This window comes from Macrococcus sp. CoH-51_TC_04 (genome assembly GCF_058188655.1).
The window spans coordinates 22,905-49,337 of sequence record NZ_JBVGOY010000009.1 but is presented as its reverse complement, the minus strand read 5'-3'; the positions used below and the strand labels follow the sequence as shown (position 1 = coordinate 49,337).

General features: G+C 39.5%; 29 protein-coding genes, 10 tRNA genes and 1 riboswitch. Of the genes, 28 read left to right on the top strand and 11 right to left on the bottom strand.

Features of this window, described 5'->3' with window-relative positions; genetic code table 11:
* Window positions 1–3 precede the first annotated feature (3 nt).
* The 4 genes from ACZ2V4_RS08955 to ACZ2V4_RS08940 form a co-directional block, all read right to left on the bottom strand.
* Entirely contained in the window at window positions 4–579 is a 576-nt protein-coding gene (locus tag ACZ2V4_RS08955) for a DUF3267 domain-containing protein (RefSeq protein WP_413474703.1), read from the bottom strand.
* A 34-nt stretch (window positions 580–613) separates the two neighbouring features.
* Window positions 614–1,165 (bottom strand): HTH-type transcriptional regulator Hpr, encoded by a 552-nt coding sequence (locus ACZ2V4_RS08950; RefSeq protein WP_241427454.1) that lies wholly within the window; start codon window positions 1,163–1,165, stop codon window positions 614–616.
* A 173-nt stretch (window positions 1,166–1,338) separates the two neighbouring features.
* Window positions 1,339–1,695, bottom strand: a complete 357-nt coding sequence (locus tag ACZ2V4_RS08945) for a YtxH domain-containing protein (RefSeq protein ID WP_219492918.1) — start codon at window positions 1,693–1,695, stop codon at window positions 1,339–1,341.
* A 61-nt stretch (window positions 1,696–1,756) separates the two neighbouring features.
* Entirely contained in the window at window positions 1,757–2,173 is a 417-nt protein-coding gene (locus ACZ2V4_RS08940; RefSeq protein WP_219492917.1) for an HIT family protein, read from the bottom strand.
* 132 nt (window positions 2,174–2,305) lie between these two features.
* On the opposite strand from ACZ2V4_RS08940, the gene ACZ2V4_RS08935 reads away from it, so the two are divergent.
* On the top strand, window positions 2,306–3,040 hold the full coding sequence (locus tag ACZ2V4_RS08935) for an ABC transporter ATP-binding protein (RefSeq protein ID WP_283722341.1): 735 nt from the start codon (window positions 2,306–2,308) through the stop codon (window positions 3,038–3,040).
* Window positions 3,033–4,244 (top strand): ABC transporter permease, encoded by a 1,212-nt coding sequence (locus tag ACZ2V4_RS08930; RefSeq protein WP_219492913.1) that lies wholly within the window; start codon window positions 3,033–3,035, stop codon window positions 4,242–4,244. Before ACZ2V4_RS08935 ends, ACZ2V4_RS08930 begins: the two co-directional genes overlap by 8 nt.
* Window positions 4,245–4,303: 59 nt before the next feature.
* Here ACZ2V4_RS08930 and ACZ2V4_RS08925 read toward each other — a convergent pair whose 3' ends face one another.
* Window positions 4,304–4,798, bottom strand: a complete 495-nt coding sequence (locus ACZ2V4_RS08925) for a hypothetical protein (protein ID WP_283722344.1) — start codon at window positions 4,796–4,798, stop codon at window positions 4,304–4,306.
* A gap of 134 nt (window positions 4,799–4,932) precedes the next feature.
* Between ACZ2V4_RS08925 and hemE the strand changes: the two genes are divergently transcribed.
* Genes hemE through lplA form a run of 4 tightly spaced genes read left to right on the top strand, consistent with a single transcriptional unit; the run spans window position 4,933 to window position 9,301 of the window.
* Window positions 4,933–5,979 (top strand): uroporphyrinogen decarboxylase, encoded by a 1,047-nt coding sequence (hemE, locus tag ACZ2V4_RS08920; protein WP_283722346.1) that lies wholly within the window; start codon window positions 4,933–4,935, stop codon window positions 5,977–5,979.
* Between the two features lie 14 nt (window positions 5,980–5,993).
* A complete protein-coding gene (hemH, locus tag ACZ2V4_RS08915) occupies window positions 5,994–6,914 on the top strand; it encodes a ferrochelatase (RefSeq protein ID WP_283722347.1) in 921 nt (306 codons plus the stop codon).
* Window positions 6,915–6,928: 14 nt separating this feature from the next.
* Window positions 6,929–8,299 carry a protoporphyrinogen oxidase gene (hemY, locus tag ACZ2V4_RS08910; protein ID WP_413474877.1) on the top strand — a complete coding sequence of 457 codons (1,371 nt, stop codon included), beginning with the start codon at window positions 6,929–6,931 and terminating at the stop codon, window positions 8,297–8,299.
* Window positions 8,300–8,311: 12 nt separating this feature from the next.
* A complete protein-coding gene (gene lplA, locus ACZ2V4_RS08905) occupies window positions 8,312–9,301 on the top strand; it encodes a lipoate--protein ligase (RefSeq protein ID WP_219492906.1) in 990 nt (329 codons plus the stop codon).
* Between the two features lie 64 nt (window positions 9,302–9,365).
* Here the strand turns inward: lplA and ACZ2V4_RS08900 are convergent, their stop codons facing one another.
* Window positions 9,366–9,572 (bottom strand): IDEAL domain-containing protein, encoded by a 207-nt coding sequence (locus tag ACZ2V4_RS08900; RefSeq protein WP_219492904.1) that lies wholly within the window; start codon window positions 9,570–9,572, stop codon window positions 9,366–9,368.
* A 259-nt stretch (window positions 9,573–9,831) separates the two neighbouring features.
* Between ACZ2V4_RS08900 and ACZ2V4_RS08895 the strand changes: the two genes are divergently transcribed.
* The 13 genes from ACZ2V4_RS08895 to ACZ2V4_RS08835 all read left to right on the top strand — a co-directional run bounded on the left by ACZ2V4_RS08895 (window position 9,832) and on the right by ACZ2V4_RS08835 (window position 12,387).
* On the top strand, window positions 9,832–10,377 hold the full coding sequence (locus tag ACZ2V4_RS08895; protein WP_219492903.1) for a competence protein ComK: 546 nt from the start codon (window positions 9,832–9,834) through the stop codon (window positions 10,375–10,377).
* An 85-nt stretch (window positions 10,378–10,462) separates the two neighbouring features.
* Window positions 10,463–10,537, top strand: a tRNA-Asn gene (locus ACZ2V4_RS08890).
* Between the two features lies 1 nt (window position 10,538).
* A tRNA-Ser gene (locus tag ACZ2V4_RS08885) sits at window positions 10,539–10,626 on the top strand.
* A 210-nt stretch (window positions 10,627–10,836) separates the two neighbouring features.
* Window positions 10,837–10,910, top strand: a tRNA-Met gene (locus ACZ2V4_RS08880).
* Between the two features lie 8 nt (window positions 10,911–10,918).
* Window positions 10,919–10,994 (top strand) — tRNA-Asp (locus tag ACZ2V4_RS08875).
* Window positions 10,995–10,999: 5 nt separating this feature from the next.
* A tRNA-Phe gene (locus tag ACZ2V4_RS08870) sits at window positions 11,000–11,072 on the top strand.
* Between the two features lie 22 nt (window positions 11,073–11,094).
* Window positions 11,095–11,170, top strand: a tRNA-His gene (locus ACZ2V4_RS08865).
* A 7-nt stretch (window positions 11,171–11,177) separates the two neighbouring features.
* Window positions 11,178–11,251: transfer RNA gene (locus ACZ2V4_RS08860), tRNA-Gly, on the top strand.
* Between the two features lie 4 nt (window positions 11,252–11,255).
* A tRNA-Asn gene (locus ACZ2V4_RS08855) sits at window positions 11,256–11,330 on the top strand.
* A gap of 3 nt (window positions 11,331–11,333) precedes the next feature.
* Window positions 11,334–11,405: transfer RNA gene (locus ACZ2V4_RS08850), tRNA-Glu, on the top strand.
* A gap of 40 nt (window positions 11,406–11,445) precedes the next feature.
* A tRNA-Ser gene (locus ACZ2V4_RS08845) sits at window positions 11,446–11,534 on the top strand.
* Between the two features lie 114 nt (window positions 11,535–11,648).
* Window positions 11,649–12,122: a PH domain-containing protein gene (locus ACZ2V4_RS08840; protein ID WP_219492901.1), complete on the top strand. Its 474-nt coding sequence runs from the start codon at window positions 11,649–11,651 to the stop codon at window positions 12,120–12,122.
* Window position 12,123: 1 nt separating this feature from the next.
* A complete protein-coding gene (locus ACZ2V4_RS08835) occupies window positions 12,124–12,387 on the top strand; it encodes a hypothetical protein (protein WP_120786840.1) in 264 nt (87 codons plus the stop codon).
* Between the two features lie 68 nt (window positions 12,388–12,455).
* Here ACZ2V4_RS08835 and ACZ2V4_RS08830 read toward each other — a convergent pair whose 3' ends face one another.
* Window positions 12,456–13,376 carry a 1,4-dihydroxy-2-naphthoate polyprenyltransferase gene (locus ACZ2V4_RS08830; RefSeq protein ID WP_219492899.1) on the bottom strand — a complete coding sequence of 307 codons (921 nt, stop codon included), beginning with the start codon at window positions 13,374–13,376 and terminating at the stop codon, window positions 12,456–12,458.
* A 143-nt stretch (window positions 13,377–13,519) separates the two neighbouring features.
* On the opposite strand from ACZ2V4_RS08830, the gene ACZ2V4_RS08825 reads away from it, so the two are divergent.
* The 6 genes from ACZ2V4_RS08825 to ACZ2V4_RS08800 all read left to right on the top strand — a co-directional run bounded on the left by ACZ2V4_RS08825 (window position 13,520) and on the right by ACZ2V4_RS08800 (window position 20,524).
* The gene (locus ACZ2V4_RS08825) at window positions 13,520–14,794 is read left to right on the top strand and encodes an isochorismate synthase (RefSeq protein WP_490514753.1); all 1,275 of its coding nucleotides are present in this window, start codon (window positions 13,520–13,522) and stop codon (window positions 14,792–14,794) included.
* Window positions 14,787–16,439 carry a 2-succinyl-5-enolpyruvyl-6-hydroxy-3-cyclohexene-1-carboxylic-acid synthase gene (gene menD, locus ACZ2V4_RS08820; RefSeq protein WP_283722352.1) on the top strand — a complete coding sequence of 551 codons (1,653 nt, stop codon included), beginning with the start codon at window positions 14,787–14,789 and terminating at the stop codon, window positions 16,437–16,439. The genes ACZ2V4_RS08825 and menD overlap by 8 nt, the downstream gene beginning before the upstream one ends.
* Window positions 16,426–17,214, top strand: coding sequence for a 2-succinyl-6-hydroxy-2,4-cyclohexadiene-1-carboxylate synthase (gene menH, locus ACZ2V4_RS08815; protein WP_490514752.1), 789 nt, complete (start codon window positions 16,426–16,428; stop codon window positions 17,212–17,214). Before menD ends, menH begins: the two co-directional genes overlap by 14 nt.
* Window positions 17,204–18,025 carry a 1,4-dihydroxy-2-naphthoyl-CoA synthase gene (menB, locus tag ACZ2V4_RS08810; protein WP_219494849.1) on the top strand — a complete coding sequence of 274 codons (822 nt, stop codon included), beginning with the start codon at window positions 17,204–17,206 and terminating at the stop codon, window positions 18,023–18,025. The genes menH and menB overlap by 11 nt, the downstream gene beginning before the upstream one ends.
* 170 nt (window positions 18,026–18,195) lie before the next feature.
* Window positions 18,196–19,578 carry an o-succinylbenzoate--CoA ligase gene (gene menE, locus ACZ2V4_RS08805; protein ID WP_490514751.1) on the top strand — a complete coding sequence of 461 codons (1,383 nt, stop codon included), beginning with the start codon at window positions 18,196–18,198 and terminating at the stop codon, window positions 19,576–19,578.
* Entirely contained in the window at window positions 19,565–20,524 is a 960-nt protein-coding gene (locus ACZ2V4_RS08800; protein WP_490514760.1) for an enolase C-terminal domain-like protein, read from the top strand. Before menE ends, ACZ2V4_RS08800 begins: the two co-directional genes overlap by 14 nt.
* A gap of 37 nt (window positions 20,525–20,561) precedes the next feature.
* On the opposite strand, the gene yidD is transcribed toward ACZ2V4_RS08800, so the two are convergent.
* On the bottom strand, window positions 20,562–20,786 hold the full coding sequence (gene yidD, locus ACZ2V4_RS08795) for a membrane protein insertion efficiency factor YidD (protein WP_219492891.1): 225 nt from the start codon (window positions 20,784–20,786) through the stop codon (window positions 20,562–20,564).
* A 9-nt stretch (window positions 20,787–20,795) separates the two neighbouring features.
* Complete coding sequence (locus ACZ2V4_RS08790) at window positions 20,796–21,554, bottom strand: hypothetical protein (protein WP_413474710.1); 759 nt, start codon at window positions 21,552–21,554, stop codon at window positions 20,796–20,798.
* A gap of 37 nt (window positions 21,555–21,591) precedes the next feature.
* Here ACZ2V4_RS08790 and ytkD point away from each other — a divergent pair, with 37 nt between their 5' ends.
* Window positions 21,592–22,059, top strand: coding sequence for an RNA deprotection pyrophosphohydrolase (gene ytkD, locus ACZ2V4_RS08785; RefSeq protein WP_490514750.1), 468 nt, complete (start codon window positions 21,592–21,594; stop codon window positions 22,057–22,059).
* On the top strand, window positions 22,049–22,807 hold the full coding sequence (locus ACZ2V4_RS08780; protein ID WP_219492886.1) for an alpha/beta hydrolase family protein: 759 nt from the start codon (window positions 22,049–22,051) through the stop codon (window positions 22,805–22,807). The genes ytkD and ACZ2V4_RS08780 overlap by 11 nt, the downstream gene beginning before the upstream one ends.
* Before the next feature lie 50 nt (window positions 22,808–22,857).
* On the opposite strand, the gene pckA is transcribed toward ACZ2V4_RS08780, so the two are convergent.
* Complete coding sequence (gene pckA / locus ACZ2V4_RS08775) at window positions 22,858–24,450, bottom strand: phosphoenolpyruvate carboxykinase (ATP) (RefSeq protein WP_219492884.1); 1,593 nt, start codon at window positions 24,448–24,450, stop codon at window positions 22,858–22,860.
* 187 nt (window positions 24,451–24,637) lie between these two features.
* Window positions 24,638–24,748, top strand: a riboswitch (SAM riboswitch).
* Window positions 24,749–24,840: 92 nt separating this feature from the next.
* Here pckA and metK point away from each other — a divergent pair.
* Entirely contained in the window at window positions 24,841–26,031 is a 1,191-nt protein-coding gene (gene metK, locus ACZ2V4_RS08770; RefSeq protein ID WP_219492882.1) for a methionine adenosyltransferase, read from the top strand.
* Between the two features lie 41 nt (window positions 26,032–26,072).
* On the opposite strand, the gene ACZ2V4_RS08765 is transcribed toward metK, so the two are convergent.
* Window positions 26,073–26,234 (bottom strand): hypothetical protein, encoded by a 162-nt coding sequence (locus ACZ2V4_RS08765; RefSeq protein ID WP_219492881.1) that lies wholly within the window; start codon window positions 26,232–26,234, stop codon window positions 26,073–26,075.
* Window positions 26,235–26,433 lie beyond the last annotated feature (199 nt).

Sequence of the window (26,433 nt, the reverse complement as noted above, 5' to 3'; positions counted from 1 at the left end):
CATTTATCTTACATCTGAATGATAAAAGTCTGCTGGTAGATCGTGTTTGCTCAGGACTTCAAAGCCGTATTTACGTTCTTCAACATAGGAACACTGCGGAGTGTTGAACATATAACGTAAATATACAAAATCTATAAATGATAACCCGATATTCACCGCGAATATAAATAAGAAGTAATGGGCGAACATAGGGTGTGCAACTGCGCATATAAGTGTTGCCACTGTAATGATGACAACTGGGCAGACTAATGCAATTGCAAAATGTAGTTTATGAACCGGATGATTCACTCGTGTATTAATAAGTGGAAAGAATCTGGATTTCGTTGTTTTCTGTATGATTAATGATTTCGTATCATGTATAAATGGCAACATATGCAATAATTTATGAATAGGGTAGAGACAAATCAGACTGATCAAGAATAATAAAAAATTGTCATCTGAGAATTTTTTTCCGAATAAAGAGGAGAAAATTTCAAAGCTGACAATGTAAACGATAATTCCAAGTAATGCTGAAATGAGCATGATTCTCTGGATTCCGTATGTCGATCTGATATTAAAATTTTTGTTACATAAATACATGGCAATCTCCTTACTCGGTTAATTTACCTAGCAATTATGCATTATCTTTATTGTTTTCGTCAAGTAATATTTTTAATAGGTCGTCGTGACTCTTTTCAAGGTGCGTAATGAAGTCTGCTCCATAGATTTGTGCAACGATAAATTTCAGTTCAGTAAATGGCGGAAGATCAAACATTAATTCCTGGTAGTTGCTCGCAGCATCATAAATACGGTCATCAGACTCTTTGTATCCTTTGTATGTTTCATAGAGCACTTCTTTTCCTTTTTCAGTAAGTTCAAGATATGTATTACGTTTATCAAATTTACTCTTTGGCATCGTCAAATAGCCGCGCTTCTCTAGATTCTTTGCAAAGTTGAACACTGTAGATACGTGCATCACACCGTACTGGCTTACTTCTGAGATGGTTGCCTTCTCCAAGTTCCTTATAATGACTAGAATGTGATGTTCATTGATATTTAAATCGTATGGTTTAATCCAGTTCTGCCAGTCTTTTTCTACTGTTTTCCAAAGTGCTTTACTTAATTGAGACACTTTGTGCGTAAATAACATTTTATCGATAATTTCTTTTTCGCGTTCACGTTTCATGTCGGTTCCACCTTCCAGAATATTCATGCATTTTACATAATAATTATCATTTAACAATATACTAATAGTAATATAAAAAAAGTATGATGGTAACATCATACTCTAGTGATTAATAATATTATTTTAGCATAGTACAAAAACTTTATGAATATTTATTCTGAATTTTTAATATATTATTTTTCAGAGAGTTCCTGCGTAATTTCGTTCTTTCGATTGTTCAGGTTTTCTACATTATTCTTAATGTTATCGATATTCGGCGAGATATCTGCTTTGTAGTTGCTGATCATCGTTTTAATCTCATCAACCATGGTAGACATTGCCTCTTGAGAAGTATTTTTCGTGTTTAAGATTGAATCCTTCACTTCATTCGTTTCAGCCTTCAGTTGGTTGACTTGCGCTTTCGTATTATAAGCAGTGGATTTGAATCCTTGCTGAAGTTCTTTCCCTGACTTTGGTGCGTTCAGTATCGCAGTGGCACCTCCAGCAACGATGCCGACACCGAAACCAAGTACAATTCTAGATAATTTCATAATTATAGCCTCCTGTCTTTTTTATAGTATACCCATATTAATAAATATTATGTAGGGAAAGTTATTCGATTGCATCTTGAATATCGGTTTTTAATGATTCCATATCAAGTGCATCTGGATGCGTCTCCCAAACGTAACCGAAGCCATCTATATCATCTTTATAACGTGGGATGACATGGAAGTGCAGATGAAATACAGATTGATCTGCATAAGCTCTATTATTCTGGATGACATTGATTCCGTCTGGCTGGAATGCTTTATCGACGGCCTTGGCAACCTTCTGTACTGATGTGATGACATGCTGTAAGTCTGAAGGTGCAATTGACAGCATATCTGGTGCAGCATTTTTAGGTATAACAAGCGTGTGTCCTTTAGATACTTGCGAAATATCGAGGAATGCATACGTATATTCATCCTCGTAGACTTTGTATGATGGAATCTCACCTTTTAATATTTTACTGAATACTGTTTCTGACATTGTATGGCCTCCTATGCAATTTTCTCTATTATATAAGATTTTATTAAAATGTTCACAACATACGTTATAATTGTAGCAACAATCATACATTTGATACAATGATGAAAATAGTTTGTAGAATGGAGAATGAACGTGACAGTGAAAGTGACGAACTTGACAGGCGGCTATGGCAATCAGCCTGTCATACATGATATCGATTTTGAACTTCAAAATGGTGAGATCATCGGACTTATCGGACTTAACGGAGCGGGTAAGAGTACGACAATCAAACATATGCTTGGGTTACTGAGACCCATCTCAGGAACACTACAAATTGATGGTGTATCGTTAGCAGAACATCCTTATGAATATAGAAATAAGCTTTCTTATATTCCAGAATCTCCTGTCTTATACGAGGAACTGACATTAGCAGAGCATATAGATATGACTGCAATGGCTTATCATATCCCACTGGATGAAGCGATGGAACGCGCACGACCATTATTGAAAGTCTTTAGATTAGAAGATAAATTGAAAGCTTTTCCAGCACATTTCTCTAAAGGAATGAAGCAGAAAGTGATGATCATATGTGCATTTATCGTTCAGCCTGAACTATATATTATCGATGAGCCATTTCTCGGCCTCGATCCACTCGGTATTCAAACGATGCTGGAACTTATGGTTGAAGCACGTCAGAACAATCGGACTGTATTGATGAGTACACATATTCTTGCGACAGCTGAGAAATATTGTGACCGCTTCTTACTGATGCATCACGGCAGACTTATTGCTTATGGGACCCTTAATAATCTGCAAGGTCAGTTTGATATGCCGCATGCATCACTGGATGACATCTATATTCATGTGACAGGTGACGCACATGAATAAGGCACGCCAATTATTTTATGACAGGAAGGCAAGAAACGACAAAGAGGTCGCTTATTATAGTAAATTTATCTTTAATGGCCATTTTATTGTTTTCTTGACGATTGCATTTGGTGCATTGATGCTGCAATATTCTCAGCTGCTCAACAATCTTCCAGAGAATGTCAACTATAATCTGATCATCGCTGTAATACTTGCAGCGTTTACAGTTACCCCGCTCAGAACTTTTATGAAATCTGCAGATAGCATATTTCTGCTCAATTTCGAACGCGATATGGACCCTTACTTTAAACAGGCCATCATTAGGAGCGGTATATTACGCACACTATTATTTATCGTAATGGGTGGCCTATTAGCACCATTATATATGGAAAGAACAGCATCGGTGACAGGGTATGTATGCGCGATTGTTCTGGGGGTGTGGATGATCTATAGCGGACTTATTATGCGCCATTTGATGATGAAGCTAGGCATTATGAATGGCTATATCAGCTTCCTCATCTTTTTAATGGCGCTGTCTGGCATCTATACTGCACTGGAAGGATTACCGGTTACGATTATTTCTATTATTATGTTTACGTTAGGGTTAATCTATCTATTTAATAAGAATGCAGCACACCGTCTTCTCAACTTTGGACAGTATATAGATTATGAGCATCAGCTGTATCAAGCACAGAATAAGCTGATCAATATGTTTACAGATGTAAAAGGGATGAAGGATAAAGCAGTACGCAGACGATACTTTGATGCACTGCTTCCGAGAAAGTCTCACTATACAGAAGAGCATATGTTTGAATATTTATTCGTCAGAAATTTTGTGAGAAGTAATGATAGTATGTGGATTGTAGTGCGTCTGATTGTTGTCGGCTGCGTTCTTATGTGGCTCGTGCACCAATATATAGTAGGGCTTATCATCGGTTTATTCTTTAGCTATGCGATTATTATGCAAGCTTCACAGTTCTATAAGATGCAGGCGTTCAGTCTGTGGCCGAAAGTATGGCCGACACCTGAAGCGCTCGTTCTTCAAGGATTTAGAAAGTTTATGCGTAAACTTTCGATTGTAACGACGACAGTGATTGCTGTTTGTTATATCCTTATCTATCCAGCACACTTTTATTTCGCTATCATCCTTTATGTGATGATGTTCTTTGCATTGAATAGTGTTTCAGCGAAGATTGAGAAGCGTATGAATCTCTTAAGGGACTGATATATCCATATAAAAACCATCCTCTCCAACGTTCTGGAAAGGATGGTTTTATTGATATTCTAGTCTTCAAGCGGAAACAGATGCTTCGTATAATAAATATTATTGATAAAGTCCGCAGACTGATATTGTTTTAATGCTTCTTCGCTTAAATATTTACGGAAGAAACTACTTTTCTTAAAGTCTGTCATATGTGCTTTTGAATCAAATTGCAGCACGTAAGCGTAAGTTTCACCACGTACGGGTTTAAGTAATCGCAAAGCATGATAGCCTTCATATCGGTATAAGTCTTCAAGAGGTAGTTCATGAGTATCGAATACGTCTTGTCTTGCGTTACTGACAACAAAGTATATCATTAACATCGGCAGCTCAAGCAACACTGCATCTTGACGAATAACATCGAATGTCTGTGGTGCACTGAATAACGTTTCTTGATCTGTTTCTTCATATAAATACGTGTTATCTTCTGCAACAAAAGTAAAGATATCACGTGTTTTATTGTTATTAACAATTTGTTTAAGAAAATATTCTGTTCCATACGTAATATACGTTTTCATCACAATTCCTCCTTTATATACATTACCCGATTTTAAAGGATATATGTCAGTTTTATGACATTGTTTAATAATAGTTATTCTAATCTGTTTGTATGATAAAATCGAGTATATATTAATAGTAGGGGGAAATACGCTTGAATCAATTTAATGACACTATCTTAAGAACTGCACGTGGAGAGAAGACGGAGCATACACCGGTATGGTTTATGCGTCAGGCCGGGCGTAGTCAGCCGGAATACCGAAAGATTAAAGAGACGCATAGCTTATTTGAAATTACGCACGATCCGGAGCTGTGTGCTTATGTAACAAAACTTCCGGTTGATCAATATAATACAGATGCTGCAATTTTATATAAGGATATAATGAGTCCGCTTGGTGCTATTGGTGTGGATGTTGAAATCAAATCGGGTATCGGTCCTGTTATCGATAACCCAATCCGTTCAAAGAAGGATGTAGAAAAGTTAGGTGAAATACATCCAGAACAGGATGTGCCTTACATTCTTGATACGATTAAATTATTAACGACTGAACAGCTAAATGTTCCTTTGATCGGTTTTACAGGCGCACCGTTTACATTAGCGAGCTATATGATTGAAGGTGGCCCTTCTAAAAACTATAATAAGACGAAGGCAATGATGTATGAAGCACCTGAAGCATGGCATTTACTGATGGAGAAACTCGCAGATATGTGTATTACATATACACATGCACAAATTGATGCAGGATGTAAGATGATCCAAGTATTTGATTCATGGGTAGGTGCATTAAATCGCGCGGATTATCATACATTTATTGCACCACATATGGAACGCATATTTAAAGAAATTAAAGCGAAAGGTGTACCGGTCACAACGTTCGGAGTTGGTGCAAGTCACTTAATCCAAGAGTGGAACGCATTACCTGTAGATGTATTAGGGCTCGACTGGAGATTACAGATTGAAGAGGCACGTCAATTAGGTATTACAAAGACACTTCAAGGTAACTTAGATCCCGCGATCCTTATGGCGCCATGGGAAGTAATTGAGTCTCATCTTAAGCGTATTCTAGATCAAGGACTACAATCAGATAGCTACATCTTTAACTTAGGTCACGGCGTATTTCCAGAAGTACAACCAGATACGTTAAGACGTGTAAGTGCGTTTGTACATGATTATTCACGCGCTTATAAATCAAAATCATAAAGGGGAATTGACTTATGACAAAAAAAGGGCTACTTGTAATGGCATATGGTACGCCATATACAGAAGAAGATATTGAACCATACTATACACATATACGACGCGGTAGAAAGCCTAGTGAAGAAGCGCTGCAGGATTTAAAAGATCGTTACAAAGCAATCGGTGGAATCTCTCCGCTTGCAGGAACGACTGAACGTCAGGCTGAAGCACTTGTGCAGGCTTTAAATGAAAGAACAGGTGAAAATTATCAACTGTATATCGGTTTAAAGCATATCGCACCATTTATCGAGGATGCAGTGGACCAAATGGCGAAAGACGGAATTACAGAAGCGGTAACGATAGTACTTGCACCACATTATTCGAACTTTTCAGTCGGCAGCTACAATAAACGTGCACGTGAGATTGCAGAAACGAAAGATATTAAACTGTATCATGTAGACGCATTCTACAAACAGGAGAAGTTTATTCAGTACTGGACAGAACAAGTAAATCAGACGCTTTCACATATCCCTGAATCTGAGCAGGATGATACAGTACTTATCGTAAGTGCGCACAGTCTTCCAGAGAAGATTAAAGAGATGGGAGATCCTTACCCAGCTCAGCTAGAAGAAACGGCACAGCTGATTGAACAACAATCAGACATTAAACATGTAGAAACAGGCTGGCAGTCTGAAGGGAATACGCCTGATCCTTGGCTCGGTCCGGATGTTCAGGATTTAACCAGAGCAATCTATGAAGAGAAGCATTATCAGCATTTTATCTATACACCAGTGGGATTCGTATGTGAGCATCTGGAAGTGCTCTATGATAATGACTATGAATGTAAAGTCGTATGCGATGAACTCGGTGTCAAGTATCATAGGCCACATATGCCAGACACGCATCCATTATTTATCGGTGCGATGGTAGACGAAATAGTATCAGTAATTAATTCATAGAAAAGAGCTGTTATATTATGAAGAAGTGTGCAATTATCGGAGCGGGTATCACTGGACTGTCAGCTGCATATTATCTTGGACAGGAATCACCCGATTTTGAGATTGATATTATTGAAGCAAGTGATGTTCCAGGCGGTAAGATTAAAACATATCGCAAAGATGGTTATACGATTGAATTAGGACCAGAATCTTATTTAGGTCGAAAGAAAATCATGACAGAACTTGCCGCAGATATTGGAATGAAAGATGATCTTGTTGTCAACAATACAGGCCAGTCTTATATATATGCAAAGAATAAGCTCCATCCGATACCAGGAGGTGCTATTCTCGGCATCCCTACTGAACTGCGCCCTTTTATTACAACAAGATTGATTTCACCAATTGGGAAAGTTCGAGCAGCAATGGATTATATCATCAAACCGAAACCGATGAATCCGGATGTTTCAGTCGGAGCATTCTTTAGACGTCGTCTCGGCAATGAAACACTTGAGAATCTTATTGAACCCCTGATGTCCGGTATATACGGAGCGGATATTGATAAACTGAGCTTGAAGTCAACATTTCCGGACTTCAAGAAGACAGAAGAACGTCATGGCAGTTTAATAAAAGGGATGCGCCGTAATCGTAGAGAGACGAAATCAGCACCAAAACAAGGGCAGTTTCGTCAGTTCAAAAACGGCTTGCAAAGTTTTATAGAGCGTCTTGCTGAAGTGCTTGTCGACAGAGGGGTTACAATTAAATATAACCACAAAGTTGAAGCGATTAATAAGACTTCACAAGGCTATGAGATCACAATGAATGGTAAAACTCATTTTTATGACAGTGTTATTGTAACTGTACCACATACGGTATTTAAAGACTGGTTTAAGGATGGACCGCTAGATTATTTCCAGACGATGAAAACGACAAGCGTAGCAACAGTCGTAATGGCCTTCGATGAATCACAGGTGAATAATAAGGAGAACGGCACTGGATTTGTTATCGCACGTAATTCAGATACAGTTATTACTGCATGTACTTGGACAGATAAAAAATGGTCTCATGCAGCACCTAAAGGTAAGACGTTACTGCGTGCCTATGTAGGGAGACCGGGAGACACTGTCGTTCAAGATCATGATGACGCAGCTATTGTTAAGCTTGCCCGTCAAGATCTAGACAAGATGATGGAAATTACTGGAGAACCAGAGTTCTCTATCGTTACGAGACTCTATAACAGTATGCCGCAATACGAAGTAGGACATATCGATAAGATCCATGCGATTCAGCACTACGTATCGACACATTATCCTGATCTAGTGATTACGGGTGCATCATTTGAAGCAGTTGGATTACCTGACTGTATCTCACAGGCACAAAAAGCGGCATTAAAGATTGCACATCGTTAAGAGGAGGGCAATATGAAATTCATTCATAACAACAATATAACAGACCCAACAATCAATCTTGCAATGGAAGAGTATGTATTAAAGCATCTGCCAAAAGATGACTCATATTTCTTATTCTATGTGAATGAACCTTCTATTATTATTGGTAAGAATCAGAATACATTTGCAGAGATTAATCAATCCTATGTCGATGAACACAACATTCATGTAGTACGCCGTATATCTGGCGGTGGTGCAGTGTATCATGACCTTGGTAATCTTAACTTTAGTTTCGTCACTAAAGCAGATGAAGATAGTTTCCATAACTTTAAGAAGTTTACGATACCAATCGTAGAAGCGTTAAACGGTCTAGGAATTGACGCTGAAATGAGTGGTCGTAATGACCTGCAAGTCGGTGAACGTAAAATATCCGGAAATGCAATGTTTCAGTCAGGAGATCGCATGTTCAGCCACGGAACGTTAATGCTGGATAGTGATATTGAAGAAGTTGTCAAGAGCTTGTCAGTTAATGAGAAGAAGCTGATTACAAAAGGTATTAAATCTATTCGTTCACGTGTGGCTAATATTCAGGAGTTTCTTGATGAACCAATGGATATGGAAACGTTTAAGAAGACGTTACTCCATTCAATATTCAAAGGTGAATCAGTAGAGCAATATTTTCTGACAGATGAAGACTGGAAGCAGATTGAAACACTCAGTAACGAAAAGTATCGTAACTTCGACTGGAATTATGGTAAGAATCCGAAATATAATTATGAAGTTAAACAGAAGTTTCCAGGCGGAATGCTGGAGCTTAAAATAGATGTAAGAAATGGTATTATGCAAGATGTTAAAATTTACGGAGATTTCTTCGGTGTCGGAGAGATTGCAGACGTAGAAGCGATGTTAAAAGGATTGCCGCACCAAAAGCAGGCTGTCGAAGCACAAATCGAGCAGATAGATTTTACTCATTATTTTGGCAGAGTGACAGCGGAAGAGTTTTTAAGTTTAATCGCAATATAATATAAGAGCGTATGTTCGCATAATAACAGTGAATATACGCTCAATTTATTATTACGGTGTTCAATTATAGTTCCTCCAGCGCCTTTAGTTCATTTGTATAATTAAAGAAAGCTTCCTTGTCATCATGTATCAGCGCCTCATCAATCTTTACTTTCAGTTCTTTAATATGATGTGATTTCACTGCATCATCGATAATTAATTCAATGTAAAGTGAATTCAGATTTGATACGAATGTTTCCAGACCGCTTAGCTGTGCTTGATATTGGTTCATGTTAATGACCTCCTTAAGTGATTATAAATGAGTATAAAGTAGTAAAAACAAAATTGCAATACAATTCTGAAAATTTAAATTATTATATATAACACTATAGCCTGCTCGCAATAAATTTAAACGTTAACAATGATATATTTAAAAAAAATATAAGAAAAATAAAAAAATGTAAAGTTCTTTAAATTTTTTGACAATTTAACAAATGTTAAAAAAATTCACGTATAATAAAGCTAACATTCGTGAGATAAGGAGATTAATGATGGCGAAATATATTATTACAGAACGTACAATGTATATTAAAAGTCATTTTGAAAAGAAGAAGCATCTGTCGCTCGTCGGAGAATTTAATGAAACTCCATTTATCGTAGAAGAACGACCGCTCTCAATTATAGAGTCCTCATGTGTTTTCTACCATTCATCTTATAATAACCGTAAGCTTGCGACAAAGCTCATTGCCAATATTACGACGAAACCCCCTGTAGTTGTTGACCCCGTATGTAATGCCTATTTCTTCCCGACCCATAGCGATCGTTCTAAAGAACAGAGCTGGATTAACTTGCAATATGTCGATTATTATAAAGAAGGGGAGTTTCTAGATACAATCGTCTACTTTGATGATAAGTCGAATATCTCTGTACCAATCAGTAAGTATGTGTTTAATTCACAGTTCATCAATACCATTAAGCTGGAATACTCACTTAGGACAAAGCTTAAGAAACAAGATCGACTACATAAACTCAATATAGATGAACAAATGAACCCAAAACTCATCGAAATACTATCGATGTATTCATTACTGAGTTAATAGTGTAAAAGTAGCATAAAAAAATTTGCTAAAACTATTGACCAATTGCTTTGAATTGATATAATAGTATTTGTTGATTAATTAATCCACAGTAGCTCAGTGGTAGAGCTATCGGCTGTTAACCGATCGGTCGTAGGTTCGAGTCCTACCTGTGGAGCCATGGAGATGTACTCAAGTGGCTGAAGAGGCGCCCCTGCTAAGGGTGTAGGTCGGGTAACCGGCGCGAGAGTTCAAATCTCTCCATCTCCGTTATGAAGAACAAGGCGTTCGCCTTGTTCTTATTTTTATGTTTCGATGCATCTCACATTTAAAGATGCAGAAGAATATATTATTGTTTATAAAGATTTTATTATATTAATGCAAAATAAGAGGTTATTTACACTTTTTTAATATTGCATTCACAAAACTAAAGTGCTATATTATATAAGTACTCGTTTTTGAGACATTATTTATTATTATCGCGGGATGGAGCAGTCTGGTAGCTCGTCGGGCTCATAACCCGAAGGTCGGTGGTTCAAATCCGCCTCCCGCAATTATTAGTGGTCCCGTGGTGTAGCGGTTAACATGCCTGCCTGTCACGCAGGAGATCGCGGGTTCGATTCCCGTCGGGACCGCCATGTTTGGCTCAGTAGCTCAGTCGGTAGAGCAAAGGATTGAAAATCCTTGTGTCGGCGGTTCGATTCCGTCCTGAGCCATATTTTAATTTTATTATACAAGGCGATTGTGGCGAAGTGGTTAACGCATCGGATTGTGGTTCCGACATTCGTGGGTTCGATTCCCATCAGTCGCCCCATTGTTAAGCGGGTGTAGTTAAATGGTATAACCTCAGCCTTCCAAGCTGATGTTGTCGGTTCGATTCCGATCACCCGCTCCATTGATCCACAGTAGCTCAGTGGTAGAGCTATCGGCTGTTAACCGATCGGTCGTAGGTTCGAGTCCTACCTGTGGAGCCATAAGGCCCCTTGGTCAAGCGGTTAAGACACCGCCCTTTCACGGCGGTAACACGGGTTCGAATCCCGTAGGGGTCATATAATCAGAAGTGAAATATCGCTTCTGATTTTTTTATTAGGAAGGTTGTCCGAGCTGGCCGAAGGAGCACGCCTGGAAAGTGTGTAAACGCTAACCGCGTTTCAAGGGTTCGAATCCCTTACCTTCCGCTAACTGAGATTCTTTTTGCGAAAAGAGTCTCTTTTTTACTATAATTATTTAATGTGCAATACATTTAATGGATGTATAAATTATGAATAAACTAACGATAAAAGGTGGGCGTCATGCAAGATAAATTCTCAACACGAAAGGTTCTCGCGAATCTTACATATCCAGTACGATATAAAAGATTCTCTAAGATCTTTAAACGAATTAAAAAATCTGAACGTAGATTCTTTATAAAGTTGCTGAAAGTAATTTGTAAGGATATAAAGAATAAAGAAATGATCTATTTCGCTTCTTATAGTCAGATCAACTTAAATCAGTCAGGATTAATTCTATTGCTTAATGACAGAATCGTGCTCATTCATAGTAAACCAAAATCAAAGCGTAAGTATTATGATATTATTCCATATCATAATGTCGAAGATGTAGATTTCGAGAAACAAGAAGATAGTTTTGGGAATTTATTCTTAAAGGTCAATCGTGAACATTTAAGTGATAAGTCTTATACGATTCGTATGATTAAGAACGATGACTTGCCTGAAATGACACAGTTTATTAGAATAAAAATATCAGAAACTAATTTTGGAGGATAATATGACGAATATCGATAAACTTGTATCATATGCAGAATTAAAATTAGGTCAAATTGGCATGGATTATAGAGAACATCATGGTGAAGAAGAAGCACATGAGATTGAGCCTTCTTCATACGAAGTGAGTGGAACAAACATTATTGTGCATTATCACTCAGATCAATATACAATCGATTTGAATCAAGCAGGTTTAAAAGATGCGGTAACAGAAAGCGATACACAAGAAGTTGTGGATCGTTTAAACGAATTCTTTGACCATGCGTAAAATGTTATTATAAGAAAGAGCGATGTTAGAAAAGAAATTTTCTAACATCGCTCTTTTTATTGATAATATTAAATTGCTGTCAGGCCGGCCAGGTAAAGACCAAGTGCAAACAGCAGACCAAATACTGTATTGAACTGTCCAGTTACTTTCATCGCTGGCATCAGTTCAATCGGTGTATTACCGTGTAAGAATCGACGTACTGCCTTAATCGGTAAGTTAAAGCTCAGAAGTACAAGTAACATAAATAGCGAACCGTATGGCTTCGTAAATACTAAGTAGAAGACTGCGAGAAAACTGACAAGGTAAAGTGCAGCCATCGTATAGATTGCAAGCGTCTTACCGACAAGAATAACGAATGTCTTTCTGCCACTTACTTTATCTTTCACGCGGTCACGAATGTTGTTTGCCATATTGATCATACCGATATTAATAGATACAGGGATGCTGGCGATTGCAGGATAGGCATGTAAGTGACCTGTCTGAATATAGAACGTAATCATAATGATGACATATCCCATAAAGAAACCTGCGAAGATTTCTCCGAACGGTGTCCATGAAATTGGTACTGGTCCTCCTGTATAGAAGTAACCGACAGCCATACATAATATTCCGACAAACAGAATGAGCCATGATGAGTTTGCACAGATGTAGATACCGATGATTGCCGCAATAATATAGAATGCTACTGCGAGATTGTAGACCGATTTCGGAGACATTCCGTTACGTACAATCGCGCCTCCGATACCGACCGATGTATGGTCATCTAAACCACGTTTATAATCAAAGTATTCATTGAACATATTTGTTGCTGCCTGAATTAAGAGACATGCGATGAGCATCAATATCAGCATATCCATGCGTATTTCTGTAAAATATCTGGCACAGGCCGTCCCCACTAATACAGGAACGAAGCTTGCAGTTAACGTGTGTGGACGCATAAGGTGATAGTACTTTTTTAGCCCGCTATGGGTTTGAAGATGTTCCGACATTTTATATACCTCATTTATTATGTGATGATTAAATTTTATGCATAAAATACGTTTCAGTCAATAAGTATATAAATTGTCATAAGTCTATAGAATAATGGTAAAATAGGAATTATATTATTTCGTTTAGAAAGAAGTGTTTTTTTGTGCCAGTAGATCTAACTTTGAAGGCGATATATCAATACCCTTATGAAGGTGTGACTCACGAAGCTGCAATCTTCCGTCACTTTGCCGAATATAAAGGGGAAAGATATCTATATATTAATAAAGAGAAATCATTAAAGATTATCGGTATCGGGGTTCAGTCGTTGATTGCACGCAGTACGATTGATCCAGTAGGTGTAGAAGCGGCGTTTCATAAACAAACCGCGGATGCGCAGCTTCATGGGGATTCCAAACTGCATTTGAAGCTGTTCGGAGGATTTTATTTCGATGAAGCAGAGAGTCCGCACTTCGATACGTTCTCTAAAAGCCATTTCGTAATCCCGAAGATACAGATTATCATAGAAGAAGCGGCGTCATGGATCATCTTTACGGACCCTGCGCTTGACCGTGAGCGCATATGCAGTGATCTCATGTCGCTCCCTTCAGTGGATATTCAGCACAATGCGCTTGTTCACAGTGAAGATGTGGAATTAGACAAATTCCGATTGAATGCGATAGAGGCGATTCAAAAGATGCAGCAAAGTGCATTCGATAAAGTAGTGCTGTCTCGTAAGCGACAACTGACGATGACGTCACCGATTGAAGTTGAGACGTTAATTGATGCAGCGTCACGTAATCACGAGCTGAGCTATACGATGGTGATGGAGTCAGGGAGTAAGACATTTATCTCTAAGACGCCAGAGCAGCTCGTCGCAGTTAAGGACGGTGTCATCTATACGAATGCAATCGCTGGAACGATGCCGAAGACAGTAAGTGATGCTAAAGATTTACTTCAGAGCGATGAGAAGAATCTTCATGAACATCGTATCGTCGTACAAAGTATTGAGCAGGACTTAGCGCCTTTTAGTCAGAATATTATTATGAAAGATTATCCTGAAATTCTCGAGAATCAATTTCTCTATCATCTTTATACTCCGATCAAAGCAAAGCTGAATCACGGCAGTACGCTACGTGTCACACGTGCACTGCATCCGACACCTGCGCTAGGCGGTTATCCGAAAATTGAGGCGATGGCATTTCTAGAAAAAGCAGGAGAGCACCGCGGTCTATATGGTGCACCAGTCGGCTATGTGGATGCTCAAGGTGACGGTGAGTTTATCGTTGCGATTCGTTCGATGGTTATTGAGGACAATCGTGCGATACTGTTTGCTGGATGTGGGATTGTTGAAGATAGTGAAGTTGAGAGTGAAGTGTATGAGACAGAGATTAAATTTAAACCGATGTTACAAATGTTAGGAGTGCCACATCATGAATGATGCATTGACGCAACAAGTATTTCATTTAGTTAAACGTATGCGTGATTACGGGATTGAAGAGGTTGTGATTTCACCGGGATCGCGTTCGACACCATTAGCCATCGCCTGTGAACTGCATGAGCAAATGACGACCTATATTCATCCGGATGAACGTAGCGCCGCTTTCTTTGCCCTTGGGCTGATTAAGGCAACAAATAAGCCTGTTGCGATATTATGCACTTCTGGTACTGCTGCAAGCAACTACGTACCGGCAGTTACAGAAGCGTTTATCAGTCATCTGCCGCTTGTTGTGCTGACGAGCGATCGTCCGCATGAACTGCGCAATGTCGGTGCACCACAAGCAATCAATCAAGTCGGAATGTTCCAGAACTTCATCATGTATGAACGTGACTTTCCAATCGCAGATGATACGACAGGCACTGTAAACTTCATCGAACACGTGATGCAGCAGGCAAGTGCACATTTCAAAGGGCCGATGCGTGGGCCTGTGCATTTTAATATACCTTTTAGAGAGCCACTGATGCCAGACATAAAACAGAAGCATCTGCTCAGCTATATGCCTGTCCCAGAAGTGCTCTACCAAAAGTCCTTTAATGTACACCTCATGCGTCCAGTACTTTCGTTAGGTAATGGATTAATTATCGCAGGAGATGCACAGCAGGAAGATTTGACGCAGCTGCTTATCTTCTCGACGATACATCATATTCCGATAATTGCAGATCCGCTTAGTCAACTGCGTGATACACGACATCCGAACGTGATAACGACCGGTGATAGTGCGTTTAAAGCATTGACCAATGTTCAGCCAGGCTACGTCATTCGTGTGGGCCACGCTGTCGTATCAAAGCCGATCAATCAGTGGCTGGCAGCGCTTGATGTCCCGCAAGTACTGGTGCAGTCACGCACGACACCGGATACTTTCCCGAAAGTGCCGGATCTCTTTATTGAGATGACTGCTAATGATTTCTTCAGACAGCTGGCAGAGGAGCAGCCTGTTGATAACCGAGAATGGCTTAAATACTGGCAGACGCTGAATGACTTCATTACCAATCAGATTCATCAGCATACCCAAGTTGTGACGGACGAAGGTCGTGCCATCTATCATATCTTCAGTCAGATAGAAGACAATGAAGTGATCTTTCTCGGCAACAGTATGCCGATACGTGACTGTGATACATTCTTTACCCAGTTTAACGGCAAACCCTTCTGTAATCGCGGTGCGAACGGTATTGATGGCGTTGTCAGTACGGCGATGGGGATGGCAGTTCACAAAAAGGTCACGCTCATTATCGGTGATATATCGTTCTACCATGATCTAAACGGCCTCATTATGAAGAAGCTTGAAGGCATCAATATTAATATCGTCGTGTTCAATAATAATGGTGGTGGCATCTTCAGCTACTTGCCGCAAAAAGAGGACGGCACGTATTTCGAGCGATTGTTTGGTACACCGCTCGACATCGACTTTAAACATGCAGCGGCACTCTATGAATTTAACTACTATAAATATAATGTGTTCGATAACATTACACTGCCAAAAAGCGGGGCAAATATTATCGAAGTCATTACCGACCGAGAAGAGAACTTAAATGCACATAGACAGCTGCAGCATACCTTAAAGGAAAAGCTCAATGCTGAACTATAAACGCATTACGCATAACCACTCCAATGTCCTTGTCATGATTCATGGGTTTCTCGGTAATGTACATACCTTTGAACCTTACATTGCCAAGCTTGAAGAACATGTTGATATCATACTGGTTGAATGTCCAGGGCATGGAGAAGGAAGTGACTTTAAAGTAACGTGGGACTTTCCATATATCAGTCAGGCGCTCATTGAAACTATCGCGCAGTTTCACTATAGCAACGTCTACTTATATGGTTACTCGATGGGTGGACGCATTGCGCTGTATACAGCCATCCATTATAGAGACTATATTCATAAGCTCATATTAGAATCATCGACACCAGGACTGGAAACAACAGACGCACAAATAGCGCGCATTAAACAAGACTTACAGCAGTCAGCATCAATGATAACGGATTACGCAGCTTTCGTTAAACGCTGGGAACAGTTACCGCTGTTCAAGACATACCATCCATTATCACACGTTGCTGAAGTAAGACAGCGCAATACACGACTCAATCATGAACCATTAGCTGTCGCGAAAGCACTGATAGATTACGGAACAGGGAAGCAGCCAAATCTCTGGCCACATTTACCTGAGCTTAAACAACCCGTACTATTACTGACCGGTAGTCTTGACACGAAGTTCTGCACTATCGCAAAGCGCATGCATACAATGCTGCCAAACAGCACACATACAATAATTGACGCAGGTCATACAATTCATGTGGAGAATTCACAAATATTTGATACAATAATAGTATCGTTTATCAAGGAGGAAAATCATGACTAGAGTTTGGGAAACAATTAAAGAATATAACGAAATTAAATACGAATATTTCGAAGGAATCGGTAAGATTACAATTAACCGTCCTCATGTACGTAATGCATTTACACCGAACACAGTAATGGAAATGATCGATGCATTCTCACGTGCACGTGACGACCAAAGAATTGGTGCTATCATCTTAACAGGTGAAGGCGATATGGCATTCTGTTCAGGTGGAGACCAGAAAGTACGCGGACACGGCGGATACGTAGGAGACGACAACATTCCACGTCTAAACGTTTTAGATCTTCAACGTTTAATCCGAGTTATTCCTAAACCAGTTATTGCGATGGTACGTGGCTATGCAATTGGTGGTGGACACGTATTACACATCGTTTGTGACTTAACAATTGCAGCAGATAATGCACGCTTCGGACAAACTGGACCGAAAGTAGGATCATTTGATGCAGGATACGGTTCAGGTTACTTAGCACGTATTGTCGGACATAAGAAAGCACGTGAAATCTGGTACTTATGCCGTCAATATGATGCGCAAGAAGCACTAGATATGGGACTTGTGAATACAGTTGTACCATTAGCTGAAGTAGAAGATGAAACAGTGAAATGGTGTAAAGAAATCTTACAGCACTCACCAACAGCATTACGCTTCTTAAAAGCAGCGATGAACGCGGATACTGACGGATTAGCTGGACTTCAGCAGTTCGCAGGAGATGCGACATTACTTTACTACACAAGTGATGAAGCGAAAGAAGGCCGTGACGCATTCAAAGAAAAACGCGAGCCAAACTTCGATCAGTTCCCGAAATTCCCATAAAGAGAGGTTGGAACTAATGTGTTCTGACCCGAAGCAAAACCCGGATAATGCTAAGAAAATGCTTTTTGTTTTCTGCGTTATCCGGGTTTTGCCGCATGGGGCAACATTTGTTCCACCGTTTATTGGATTGCAAGTTTATATTTTAATCTTTATACAAAAGGATGATGGTCATGGAGTGGCTAAAGGATAGTGCGACTAAAGTGCCGCATAAGACAGCGATAATCTATAACGACGATACAATTACATATGCAATGTTATATAGACATGCACTGAAAGTTGCACATGCGCTACATCATTATAACCGTATCGCGTTAATTGCAGAGAATACACTGGTTAATGTCTATATGATTCACGGTGCGATGCTTGCCGGGACTGAAATTGTGATGATCAACAAACATCTGACTGCAGTTGAAGTTGTGCGACAAATGAAGTCGGTGCAAGTCGATACGTTGTTTACGACTAAAGAAATGAATATAGACGCTATAAATACGAATACTTTTGTAAACGATGCGCTGCGTGCACATACGACTTATACACCAGTTCAGAATAATAAAGATGATATATTATCGATTATGTTCACGTCCGGTACGACAGGGGTACAAAAAGCAGTGCCTCAAACTTACGGTAACCACGAGGCAAGTGCTGCACTATGCAAGCAGACGTTTACGTATTCTAGTCAGTCCGTATGGCTTGATACACTGCCACTCTTCCATATTAGTGGGCTCAGCATATTGCTGCGCGCGGTAATGGATCATTGTACGGTCGTACTGCATGATGGATTTCATGAGGCTCAGATCATAGACGATCTGAATACATATAAGGTGACTCATCTATCGCTCGTCCCTCAGACACTTGAACGATTATTACATCATGGCCTTGAGCCATCCTATTTACAAGGAATTCTGGTAGGGGGCGCGAAACTGGATGAACGTATATTAACACAATCGCTTAAACGCAATCTTCCAATCTATACGTCGTTTGGAATGACTGAAACATGCTCTCAAATGATCACAGCAACGCCTGATGATATCGCACAAGCCCGTAATAGTGTCGGACGCATCAATGATAACTTTAAACTGTTTGACTGTGTAGATGGCATCGGTGAAATTGGCGTGCGTGGTGAGCATGTGATGCACGGTTATTTATATCCTGAACAAGCAAACGTTCACGCCTTTCGTGACGGATTCTTTATGACAGGTGATATTGGCTATATTCAGGACGACTACTTATATATATTAGACCGCAGGAAAGATCTGATTATATCAGGTGGGGAGAATATATACCCGAGTGAGATAGAGCAAGTCATATTAAACAATACAGAAATTCATGCAATAGCTGTTATACCAAAAAGTGATGCACAGTGGGGACAAGTACCGGTCTGTGTATATGAAGCGGATGACGATCTGGATGAGAAGATTATAAATGTCCTATGTGACCGTCTTGCGAAATATAAACATCCGAAACAATTTATCAGAACAGATTCACTCATACGCACATCAAACGGTAAAGTATCACGTCATAAAGTGAAGGAATGGTTTGATGGAATGTACTGAGCTTAATTTATATACATATGAAGCACCATTCAAAGTACCGATTAAGACAAATCTCGTTCAGATGAATGAACGTAAAGTGCTTGTAGTAGGCGTTGTTATCGACGGTGTGGAATATTTTGCTGAAGTAAACAGCTTTGAGACACCATGGTATCATTACGAGACGATTGCAACATCGATTGATAACTGTACAGATATCTTTAATAGCGTAAAGCATATTGATATACCCTCGATCGAAGCATTGCAGCCTTACTTAAAAGTGGATGCCCCGAACGCAAGCAGTGCATTTGATGTCATTGCCTATCAATATTTCAATCCGTTAAAGAGTGTTACTGTACCAATCGGTGAGACACTGCATCAAGGGGTTTCTTCATTTAATCATGATTCAAAGCGCATAAAACTAAAGATGCATCATAATATTGCCGAACAGGTGCAAACGATACGTGAGTCCAGCAATATACCGATTGTAATCGATGCGAACGGACTGTTACAGGAAGATCACTTCGAATTACTTAATACACTATCACAATACGACATATCATATATCGAACAGCCGTTTAAGCACATTAAACTGTACGATGCATTACTGAAACGTCACCCGCATATTCCACTGGCCATCGACGAAAGTGCAACAGATTGTCAAACGATTCAAGCATTTAGAGATATCGGTGTGACGACAGCAGTCGTTAAATATAGTCGTATCGGCGGTATTACGAAAGTACAGTCATTACCGAAGCAAATGACTTACGTATCAGGAGGGATGTATGAATTTGGTCTCAGCAAATATGTTACAGCGATGCTTGGAGAACAGTTTGGCACAGTGCCTGACGTTACAAAGAGAGGCACTTATTTTGAGCATGATTTTACAACGTACGATGAAGCAGTATCAGACGGCTGTTTAACAATGACACCGCCCGTAGTACAGAAAGAACAATTAACACAACTATAAGAAACGCTCACTACAATGATGTAGTGAGCGTTTTACTCTAACGTTCTTTCTTCGGCGGTACCGGATCAAATCCTCCTGGATGGAAGGGATGACATTTGAGAATGCGCTTCACGGTTAAGTAGCCGCCTTTCATTGCACCATGTGTTTCTATTGCTTCTAATCCATATTGAGAACATGTTGGATGGAAGCGACACGCAGGGGGTGTCATCGGCGATATAAACTTACGATAAAACTTAATCAAGGTTAATAATAGTTGTTTCATAACATTCCTCTATTCTTCACTGTACATCTGCACATTCGTTTCATTAAGTTTCGAATATTCTGTCGTCTGCTCCATTATGATCTCAATAGGTTTATTCCCATGCTTGCCACTCACTTTCAATTTGAAGTTGAGGGTCTCTGGATCATATTGTGCATTATATGTTATGTCATAGCTGCCGCTCTCAACAGTCAAGTCAGTAATATCATTAAATACTTTAATCTGGTTCATACTTGATTGATGAAACCCATATTGATAAAGGGCTAACAGCGATTTAGACTTACCCTTATAGGTTAATCTATTGTCCTCTTGCTTTACATTATCAATCGTTGGTTTTATGACATCCTGTAGTAGGTGCGTAATATTTACAATCTGTGACTGCACACCTGAGAAGTAATCATTATCTGCCTGACGTGCACGATAATTCAAATACTTCGCTTTCGGATATGTTGTAACATCTCCATTATCTAAATTAAAGATAACAGATTTCACATCATATTTCGCATGATTAGACTTAGCGTCTATCTTGAGCGCACTTTCATTGATGGAATCATATTCAGAGTCAGTCGTCTGTGTAAACTTTGTCGTGAACTTATCATACATCGCAATCGTTTCATTCTCAGAATGAAGTGTTAAGCTTTCTGTATTCTTAACACGCTGCTGAAGCTTTGTTAATAGTTCATCGTTCGTCAGCTTCTTTTCTTGTTCTTTGGTTGAACAACTTGCGAGAATTAATGCTAAAATAAATATAACTACAGAAAATTTCTTCATCAAATAACCTCTTAATAATAATAGATTGGAGACTGCTATGGAATTTCATGACCATGCCGGAAATAAAGTCTTACTGACTTTAAATGATCAGCCGGATAGCGATAATAAACATGTACTTATCATAACAAATTATAACGGGAAATACTTACTTACGCATAATAAATTTCGTGGTGTGGAGTTTCCAGGTGGCAAAGTTGAACAAGAGGAGACGTCACTAGAAGCGGCAAAGCGCGAACTGTATGAAGAGACAGGCGGAATAATCGATACGATACGCTATATTGGGACATACACTGTTTATGCAGGGAAGCCATTTAAGAAAGACGTGTACTATGCACAAATTAAACATATAGAAGAACAAGACGATTATATGGAAACGAACGGGCCAGTGATTGTGGCAAAACTTGATGAAGTGGCAGAGAGCGATAAAAGCTTTATATTAAAAGACGACTGCGTCAACTATATCGTAGGGATATTACAGAAAGATGGGGAATATGATGTTCAATAGAACGAAGATTAACGCACAACTCGGTGGCATTCCTTTTGAGACGTTTGACTATCAATCAGATGACTATATCGTTAAAGCAATGATCTATGAACCGAAACACGTGAAACGCATCGTCATCTACTTAAGAGGCGGGAAAGGTGCAGTCGGAACGGTTAGACCAGCGAGACTGATGCAGTTTGCGTATAAGGACACACTGGTTGCAGCACCGTATTATCGCGGTACACACCAGAATGGTCAAGATGAATTCGCAGGTGCAGATAGAGAAGACGTCTATGCACTTGTAAGACTGTTAAGAGCACAGTACGACGTACCGATACACTTCGTTGGATTTTCGAGAGGCGGAATACAAGGGTTAGTAACGTATCAGGAAGCTGACGTGACATCCTTTATCACATGGGGAGGAGTGTCGAGTATCTACTATATGTATGATGAACGACAAGATCTTCGCAGTATGCTGAAACGCCTCGTCGGACCAATCAGTAACAAAGCGGCGTATGACCGACGAGAAGGGATTAATCTCGTAACGAAAGATAGCCCGCCAATCATGATTGTACATGGTACAGAAGACAAACTTGTCAGTATAGAGCATGCATATATGCTGATCGATAAATTAAAACAGCTCGGAATTAAGCATAAAGTGTTATTTATTGAAGGGGAGCAGCATGTGATGCGTCCAGACAATGAACGCTATGTATTACAGGAAATTGAAAAGTGGATGGAAGAAGTGGAAAGGGAAATAAAATCATAATATAGTAGATGAAAAAAACGCCACTTTAAAAAAAGCGACGTTTTTTTGTGCTATCCTCTAAAATTAAATCCACCTTTAGTTTCGATTTCAGCGGACTTCTCACCAAACTTCTTAAAGTTCTCCTGGAAGCGTAATGCCAAGTCTTTTGCTTTCTCATCATAAGCATCTTTGGATACCCATGCATGACGGGGATACAGAATCTCTGCCGGTACACCTGGTACATGCTTCGGAATATTAAGTCCGAAGATTTCATCCTGATGATACTCAACTGTCTTCAGTTCGCCGCTAATCGCACGTCGAATCATAGAACGTGTATGCGTTAAGTTCATGCGGCTACCGACACCATACTCTCCGCCAGTCCATCCTGTATTCACAAGATAAACTGCTGCATCATGTTTATCGATTAGATCCCCTAACATGTTCGCATATACTGTCGCATGTAACGGTAAGAACGGTGAGCCGAAGCATGTAGAGAATACCGGTTGTGGGCTTGTTACGCCACGTTCAGTTCCTGCTAATTTAGATGTAAATCCACTTAAGAAGTGATACATCGCTTGTTCTTTCGTTAATTTAGAGATTGGAGGTAACACACCGAACGCATCAGCAGTTAAGAAGATGATTGTATTCGCGTGTCCTGCAATTGATGGTAGAACGATATTATCGATATTATCGATTGGATAAGCTGCGCGAGTATTTTCAGTTAAAGATTTATCCGTGTAGTCCGGCACACCTTTTTCATCGACCTTAACGTTCTCGAGGATGGCACCGTAACGAATTGCGTCGTAGATCTGAGGTTCTTTCTCACGAGATAAGTCGATCGTCTTCGCATAGCAACCGCCTTCGATATTAAACACACCGTTGTCATTCCATCCGTGCTCATCATCACCGATAAGTTTACGCTGTGGATCTGCAGATAGTGTCGTCTTACCAGTACCAGATAATCCAAAGAATAACGCAACGTCCTTATTCTCACCGACGTTTGCTGAACAGTGCATGCTCATAATGCCTTGTGTTGGTAATAAGTAGTTCATCACACCGAAGATACCTTTTTTCATTTCGCCGGCGTATTCTGTACCACCAATTAAGATGATCTTATGACGGAAACTTGTAATGATGAATGTTTCAGATTTCGTTCCATCAACTGATGGATCAGCCTTAAAGTGTGGTGCAGAAATAATTGTGAAGTCAGGTGTAATGTTTAGTCCTTCTTCCGTTGTTTCAGGACGAATAAACATTGTACGTGCAAATAGGTTATGCCAAGCAAGTTCGTTCACAACGCGTAGTTGTAGTTGGGATGATTTATCAGCACCTGCATAGCCTTGGAATTCATAGATCTTTTCTTTTTTGCTTAAGTAGTCTGTCACTTTATCCAGTAAGTTTAAGAATACTTCTTCTTCGATAGGCTGGTTGATTGTACCCCAGTCGATGTTATCTTCAGTTTCAGCTTCACGCACGATGAACTTATCTTTCGGTGAGCGTCCAGTATATTTACCGGTTTCGCTACGTACCGCACCGGATTCTGTTAACACACCTTCACCGTTGAATAGAATTTCCGTAATCAATTGTGTTCTTGATAATTGACGTTCTAGATTTCCAGTGTTTAATTTGCTCAGTTGCTCAATTACTTGAGTATTTTCCCCCATGGTCAGCCTCCAAAAAGTTATTGTTCTGCTTTTGTAAGCAGTTTCATGAAATAGTATAACATATCAATTTGAAGGTTTCATATAAATTATGTATAATCTTTATATTCGAAATTATTCAGAAAATTTCTGATATATGCGGTATTGTTGACAGTGAACATAAAGTTTAGTAATATCTAACTTGCGGATTCTCTTATCCAGAGTGGTGGAGGGACATGGACCCTTTGAAGCCCAGCAACCCTTAACAATGTGTTAAGTAAGGTGCCAAACCGTTTGCAGATTAATTTCTGAACGATAAGAGTAGAATGGTCGTTTATTGTGCCTTCTCTCTTACTAGGAGAGAAGGCTATTTTTTTTATAGTCCCGTAATTAAATTCAAGGAGTGTAATATATATGACAGACCGTAAATTATTTACATCAGAATCAGTAACAGAAGGACATCCGGATAAGATTGCTGACCAGATTAGTGATGCTATCTTAGACGAAATCCTAAAAGGAGATCCTAAAGCACGTGTTGCTTGTGAAACATCTGTAACAACAGGTATGGCGTTAATCGCAGGTGAAATCACAACGTCAACGTATGTTGATATTCCTAAAGTCGTGCGTGAAACAGTTAAAGAAATCGGTTATACACGTGCAAAGTTTGGTTATGACTTCCAGACGATGGCAGTGCTGACGGCAATCGATGAGCAGTCACCAGATATCGCTCAAGGTGTGGATAAAGCGTTAGAAGATCGTGATTCATTAACGGATTCTGATATTGAGTCAATCGGTGCAGGTGACCAAGGTTTAATGTTCGGATTTGCTTGTAACGAAACAGAAAGCTTAATGCCATTACCAATTTCTTTATCACATGAACTTGCACGTCGTTTAACAGAAGTACGCAAAGACGGTACGTTAGATTATCTACGTCCAGACGGTAAGACACAAGTTACTGTTGAGTATGATGAAGCAGGGAAACCGAAACGTATCGATACGATCGTTATCTCATCTCAACACCATGAGAAGATTGAACTTGAACAAATTCAGGAAGATATTAAAGAACACGTGATCAAGCCGGTTGTTCCAGCGGATTTAATTGACGATGAAACAAAATACTTCATTAATCCAACGGGTCGTTTCGTAATCGGTGGTCCTCAAGGGGATGCGGGTCTTACAGGTCGTAAGATTATTGTAGATACGTACGGTGGTTATGCACGTCACGGTGGCGGTGCATTCAGTGGTAAGGATGCTACTAAAGTAGACCGTAGTGGTGCATATGCAGCACGTTACGTTGCGAAGAATATCGTAGCAGCAGGTCTTGCGGATAAGTGTGAAGTACAGTTAGCTTACGCTATCGGTGTAGCACAGCCTGTATCTATCTCTGTTGAAACTTATGGTACTTCAGACTACACGGAGCAGCAGCTTGTTGAAGCGGTACGTAAAACATTTGATTTACGTCCAGCAGGAATTATCCAGATGTTAGACTTACGTCGTCCAATCTACAAACAGACAGCAGCGTATGGTCACTTCGGTCGTACTGATGTTGACTTACCGTGGGAAGCGACAGATCGCGTCGATACATTAAAAGCCAATTTATCATAATAATAAAAGCTGTAAACCAATGAGGTTTACAGCTTTTATTATTATTCTTCAGTTGTCTCTTCTTCAGTAGATTCTTCAGTGCTTTCCTCTTTTGCTGCATCTTCAGTTTTAGCATCATCTGATTTCTCTTCATTACCACAAGCTCCTAGTAGTAGAGTTGACGCGAATGATCCTGCCAGTAACATTTGTTTGTACTTTGCCATTATCAAAACCTCCAATGTAGTTTGTCCGAGTATAGGTATGGACACTGCAAGTATTCCATTTAGATATTAAGGTATTGTTAATCTATTATAAAATAGTGTGAAATTTCTATTAAGATGTGAAAAGCAGTTTTATTTTTAAATTAATTTATCTAAAACAATGAAGTTGTGTCTCTTTTTCTTTATAATGAAACTATTAAAC